The 5858-nt window shown below is 59.7% G+C and carries 5 protein-coding genes; 4 read left to right on the top strand and 1 reads right to left on the bottom strand.

Annotation, left to right across the window (positions count from 1 at the left end; all coding sequences use genetic code 11):
• The 4 genes from FJ404_19065 to FJ404_19050 all read left to right on the top strand — a co-directional run.
• On the top strand, positions 1–160 hold a 160-nt coding region (locus FJ404_19065; protein MBM3824953.1), incomplete at its 5' end, for a hypothetical protein.
• Between the two features lie 9 nt (positions 161–169).
• Positions 170–697 (top strand): hypothetical protein, encoded by a 528-nt coding sequence (locus FJ404_19060; protein ID MBM3824952.1) that lies wholly within the window; start codon positions 170–172, stop codon positions 695–697.
• Positions 688–2622, top strand: coding sequence for a hypothetical protein (locus FJ404_19055; protein MBM3824951.1), 1935 nt, complete (start codon positions 688–690; stop codon positions 2620–2622). Before FJ404_19060 ends, FJ404_19055 begins: the two co-directional genes overlap by 10 nt.
• Entirely contained in the window at positions 2619–3221 is a 603-nt protein-coding gene (locus FJ404_19050; protein ID MBM3824950.1) for a dephospho-CoA kinase, read from the top strand. The genes FJ404_19055 and FJ404_19050 overlap by 4 nt, the downstream gene beginning before the upstream one ends.
• A gap of 34 nt (positions 3222–3255) precedes the next feature.
• Here the strand turns inward: FJ404_19050 and FJ404_19045 are convergent, their stop codons facing one another.
• Positions 3256–5751: a hypothetical protein gene (locus FJ404_19045; GenBank protein ID MBM3824949.1), complete on the bottom strand. Its 2496-nt coding sequence runs from the start codon at positions 5749–5751 to the stop codon at positions 3256–3258.
• Between the last annotated feature and the right edge of the window lie 107 nt (positions 5752–5858).

Raw genomic sequence — 5858 nt, 5'->3', positions numbered from 1 at the left:
CAAGCAACAGGTGCTCGACTTGCACGCCGATCGCATGAGCACTCATCATATGGCCAGCAATCAACTGCGGCTGTGGCTGTCGGCTTTCGCCTATTTGCTCATGGAACGAGTGCGCACCCTGGGCTTGATTTCCATTGTGCGGGGTTCGGGGACTGCCTAGGCTCTTCGCATGGCGAGGATCCTTTTCTTCCTGACCAGCTTCATCTTCCTGCTCGTCATTCCAGTGCGCCCTCTTCAGGCCCAAGCCATCACGAACGCACCTTTGGATGTGGGGGTGGTTCCCGGGACGAACACGATTCTCATCGCCGAAACCACCAATTCGATTGCGATCATCTTCAGGACTCCCGACGCCTTCACCAATGTGCTGATCTTTGGGCTGGTCGACACCAATCTGATCAGCACGAACATGATTGGGACGAATCTGTTTAACACCAATATCGTCGGTTCGGATTTTCGAATGAACTTTCGTCCTCGAGCGCCGCTGGCGGGCGAACCCACCAACGAAGTGCGTTATGTTTCGAACCTGATTACGCCCGCGACGAGCAATGGTTTTCTTCTCACGTTGCGGATGAGTGTCCGCGCGGAGGATTTGACCCTGACCAACGCGCCCGTGGTCGACACGAATCAGCTGATCGTCTCCACGAATTTCGCGCTGGTTTACCGGGTTTTCCGCGACCCCAGAACAACATGTTCGTGAACGCTTTTAAGATTGACCCCATCGGAGGCGTGGGCGTGGGCAGTAACAATCTCGCCAATGTGGAACCCCGGGAGCCGCTTCATGCCCGCATGCCGGGTTCGGCGGCCTCCGTGTGGTGGACGTGGTCAGCCGGAGCCAACACGAACGTGCCGATCGATACGGCGGGCAGCGCCTTCAATCCGGTGCTCGCGGTTTACACGGGCAGCGGGGTGGGGGATCTCTTGCCGGTCGCGTCTTCCACCAATGATGTGTTAAACCGGTTGCAAGCCAACGTGGCCTTCAACGCGGTGCGGGGCACAACCTACCGCATCTCGGTGTCCGGCGCGGACTCCAACGCGGTGGGCAACATCCGGCTGCGAGTGACGCCCGGGACAACGCCCGATGTTCGCCCCCCGATCGTCTTGATCAACAGTCCGGTGCGCGAAACGCTGGTGGGATCCGAGTTTCTGACGCTGAGTGGCACCGCGCGGGACGGCACGCTCGATTCCGGCATTTCGAACGTGGTGCTGGTGGTGAACAACGGAACGCGAACCAACGCGCAGGGCTCGGGCACATGGACCGGCAGCGTATTATTGCCGCCCGGCACGAACCTGGTTCGCGCAATCGCCATCGATTTTGCCGGCAACGAAAGCGCCGCGGATTCCGTCGTGGTGCGGTACATCAGTCCGACCAATGACTATTTTGCCAGTGCGCGTGCCCTGACCGGCGTGGGAGGATTGATGACCTGGACCAATCACGCGGCCGGCAAGGAGTTGGGCGAGCCCTTGCACGCGGGAAATGAAGGGGGCCGGTCCGTATGGTTCACGTTTCGCGCCCCATCTTCAGGGGTGCTCAATCTGTCCACGGAGACTTCCACGTTCGACACGATTCTTGGGATGTACACGGGAGACAGCCTGACCAACCTGCAAGAGGTGGCCTCGAATGACGATGCGTTTCAGGGCAGCAAGTTCAGTTTCCTTTCCCAACAGGTGACTTCGAACCAGACTTACTTCGTGGTGGTGGATGGTTATGGTGCCGCCACCGGAACCTTCAATCTTCAATACACATTCATTGCTCCCACACCGGGCCAGTTCTACACCTTGACGTCGGGGGCGTTGCCGGGAGGATCCGTCTCCCCGCCTTCCTCGGTTTATCCCGCAGGATCGAGGGTGACACTGACGGCCACCCCCGATCTAAACTACGAGTTTGCCGGTTGGGATGGGAATTCGAGCGGGCAGAACCCGCTGGTGGTGACCATGAACAACCACCTCGCGTTGACCGCGCGCTTTCGTCCCAGCTTGACGAACGTGACCGAAGATTTCGAGTCGGGGGGATTGACCCGGTTGGCTTGGCGGCAGTCCTCGGGAGCCCCGTGGACGGTGCAAACCAACGAGGTGTTTACGGGCAAGTTTTCCGCGCGCTCCGGCGCTGTTCGCGATGGGGAGAGGAGCGGATTGCGCATCGAGACCAACATGGTCGCCGGCACCGCCGCGTTCGATTTCCGCGTGAGCAGCGAGGAGGGGTGGGATTTCCTGGAATTCCATTTGAATGGTCAGCGATTACAACGCTGGTCAGGGCGGATTGGCTGGACCAATTTCACTTTCGCCGTGCCCGCCGGGACAAACCGTCTGGAATGGGTTTACGCCAAGGATCCGAACTTCAGCGAGGAAGAGGACGCCGCGTTTCTGGATAATCCCTATCTGCCGGTGGCACCTGTCCGCGTTTCGGATTTGGCCGCCAGGGTGACGGCGACGCGGCTTCCCAACCGGACACTTCAAGTCACCGTCGTGGGGTATCCCCACCGAAGCTATGAAATCGAGGTGAGCAGCGACCTCGTGGTCTGGCTGCCGGTCGCGACTCGATCTTCGGACACAGGCGTCATTCAGTTTGTGGACAGTTTTTCGACCACGCGTCCGGCTTTGTACTATCGGGCGGTGACTCGATGATCAGGCTGGGGTTGACCGGAGGGATCGGGGCGGGGAAGTCGACGGCCGCAGCCTGGTTTGCGGAGCACGGAGTGTGCGTGATCGATACCGACGTCCTTGCCCGTGAGTTGGTCGAGCCGGGGCAAGCCGCTTTGGAGGAGATCTTCAGCGATTTTGGCCCGGCGATGCGACGTCCGGATGGGAGTTTGGATCGCAAAGCACTGGCTTCGGAAGTGTTTGTTTCGGATTCGGCTCGCCAGAGGCTGGAGGCGATTCTGCATCCCCGCATCAGAGAGAACTGGATGAGGAAACTGGCCGCCTTGGAACGCGCCGGGGAGAGCGTGGCCATGGTAGTGATTCCGCTTCTTTTTGAGACCCAGGCAGAGCGGCTTTTCAATGGGGTGATTGCCGTCGGGTGCGGATCCAGACTGCAGACCGAGAGACTCAGGGCGCGCGGTTGGACGGTTGAGGAAATCGAACGGCGCGTGGCCGCTCAATGGCCTGCGCAGAGTAAACAAGAACGGGCGGACTTCGTGATTTGGAACGAAGGCTCCCTGAAAAACCTTTTCCTTCAATGCGAGCGGATCCTGCAGAGCATCCACCTCCCGAAGCCTGGATGATGCGAGGCCCCATGGAGCGCCCACGTCGTGTGCCTTACCTTGGGGCCAGGGTTAAGTGCCGGTTTTGATCGATGGAGCCGGGCTTGGAATTTCGGTCAAGCGGCAGGCTAAAAAAGACGCAAGTGCCGCCTCCAGGTCTGGATTGGACCCGGCAGACGCCCCCGACTTCAGCGAGACGGGAATCCATGTTCTGCTGGCCGTTGCCTCGGTTGGGTTGGATGGATTCGAACCCGCACCCTTCATCCGAGATTTCGATGTGTAATTCGGCCTCAGTCAGGGTACAGGTGAAGTTCACGTGCTGGCATCGCGCGTGCTTCAGAATATTGGCGAACGCTTCTTTGGCGGCGAGATAGCAGTGGTGCCGCGCCTCGGCGGTCAATCCCCTTTCCGGGACGACCGCGGGAACGGACAGTTGGAGATGGAGGCCGGATCCATCGCAAAGTTCCTGGACCAGCGAGGAGATTTGGGTAATCAGGCTTTCGAGTGAATCGTGGCGGGGTGAGGTGGTCCAAATGATTTCATTCATCGCGCGCCTCAAGCCCTTGACGGAAGCCGCGAGTGATCGCCACGCCGCGCCAGACGGGTTCTGCGGCAAGGATTCGATCTGGGACAGAATCCGGGTCACGCTGGCACCTGAATCGTCATGCAAATCACGGGAGATCTTCCACCGCGCTTTCTCCACCTGTCGCAATTGACTGAGTTCCAAAGAATCTTTCTGGCGGCCCATGAGATATCGATGGGCCCCAAAGACAAAACCGGCCAAGCCAAAGATCCCCGACACGAAGAACACTTTCGTTTGATAAAAGTGCGGGTGCATGACGAGAGCAAGTGAGGTGGGCGGAGACCACTCGCCGCCAAGGGGGCGCGCCCGCACCAGGAATTGATAGGCACCCGGGGGGACATGAGTATAATGCGCGATCTTGGAGATCGGCGAAGCACGCCAGTCATCATCCAGGCCCTCCAGCCGATACTGAAACTCAGTGCGCCGGGAATGGCGCAACCCCAGCGAAGTAAATTCGAAGGAAACCGATCCCCGTCCCGGTCCCAGTTCCATCGAATCGCTCAAAGGTACGAATCGATCGTCCACGAGGACCTTCTCGATGCGAACCCGGTGATCCAAAGCTGCTTCGATCTCGCTGGCCGGAAAGACCAGCATCAAGCCGTGCTTGGTGCCCAGCGCAAAGTGTCCACTCGAGAGCAAACGGCCTGCCTGCCGGCTGCCGCCGTTGCAACGAGGCAAGAGAGAGACCGAGTCCTCGCCGAGTTCGTTGAATCCGCGCTCGCGACGATGGAGCCACGCTGTTTCCAGCTTTCGGGAGACGGATTCCTCCGCGACGTCGATGAAGGTGGGTTTGACCGCGGGATTCAAGCACGCGGCTTTCGCAACCCTTGCGTCCGTGCGAAAGACGCGGAATTTGCCCGCGAGCCAGACCTGGCCTGCCTGGTCATGGAAGATTTGATTGACAATATCGTCCGAACCCATGTCCTCAAGGGTCGAGGTTCGCAACCCGTCCGCCCCCACGACCCCGAAACCGCGTCCCATCGTTCCAACCCAAATCTCGCTTTCGGGGTCCTCGCAGATCCATCTCACCGGCACGACGTCGTTCCCCGTTTGGGAACGCACCGGCTCGAACCGGGATCGTTCCTTCCTGAGGATGAAGAGGCCTTGATCGTGCGAGCCTGCGTAGACTTCCCCTCGGCGCGAACGAAACAGGAAGCGCACTTCGCGCGCTTCAACTCCCCATGCCTTGCCGGCTTCCGAGATTCGGCTCCCCTCCATAAGGAGGAGGCCGTGATAGCGGGTTCCCAACCACACGGATCCATCGGGATTGAGGAGCATCGCGCGGACATCCGCGAGCCCCGGATGTTGGTTCGGATTCCATTTCTCCACGAGTTTGCCGTCCACGCGCATTAACCCCGAGCCCAGGACTCCAAGCAGCAAACGTTGCTGGTGATCGAGTTCCAAGGCCAGCACCGTGGCGGTGTCCGCGAGGCCTTCGACCGGATGGGGAACGATTTCCTCGTTCACGAATCGGCAAAGGCCTCCGTTCTCCATGCCCAGCACGATCGTCTGGTCAGGAAGTTCAAGCACACTCCGGACACTGGAGGAGGGTCCGTCCGCTTTGACTTCGAAAAGCCGGACTGGGCTTGGCACGAGCCGGTGCAATCCGAAGCGTGAAACGCCCGCCCAGTGGGTTCCCTGTTTGTCTTCCAAGAGGCTCAAAACGTCTGAAGAAAAGAGCCCTTGGGACTCGAATTTTCGAGCCGGTTCGCCATCGCGAAAGGGAAGCACCCGGCCTTGAGACACTCCCATCCACAACGTGCCGCTGGGGCCGAGATGGCAGCAGGTGGGGCGAAATCCCGCGGGAACCTGCGCGCGCTTGGAAACCCTGGTCTGGCCCTGTCGGATGTTCACCAAATGGAAATCGTCGGTGACCACCCACACCCCTTGCGCTGGACTTCCGGAGATGCAGCGGACGGCGTGGAGTGAAATGTCGGCGCGAGCCAGCCTCAGACATCCTGACCTCATGCGGGGAAAGATTGGGTGGAGTGGAATGGAATTGAGACCAAGAGGGACATTTTCGACTTTCAAGGATGGGGGTGGTGGCGGTGAATAGGTGAATGCCGCAAGTTCAA

This window comes from Verrucomicrobiota bacterium (genome assembly GCA_016871495.1).
Lineage (GTDB): Bacteria > Verrucomicrobiota > Verrucomicrobiia > Limisphaerales > VHDF01 > VHDF01.
The sequence above is the reverse complement of the archived record's forward strand: the minus strand, read 5'-3'. Positions and strand labels throughout refer to the sequence as shown.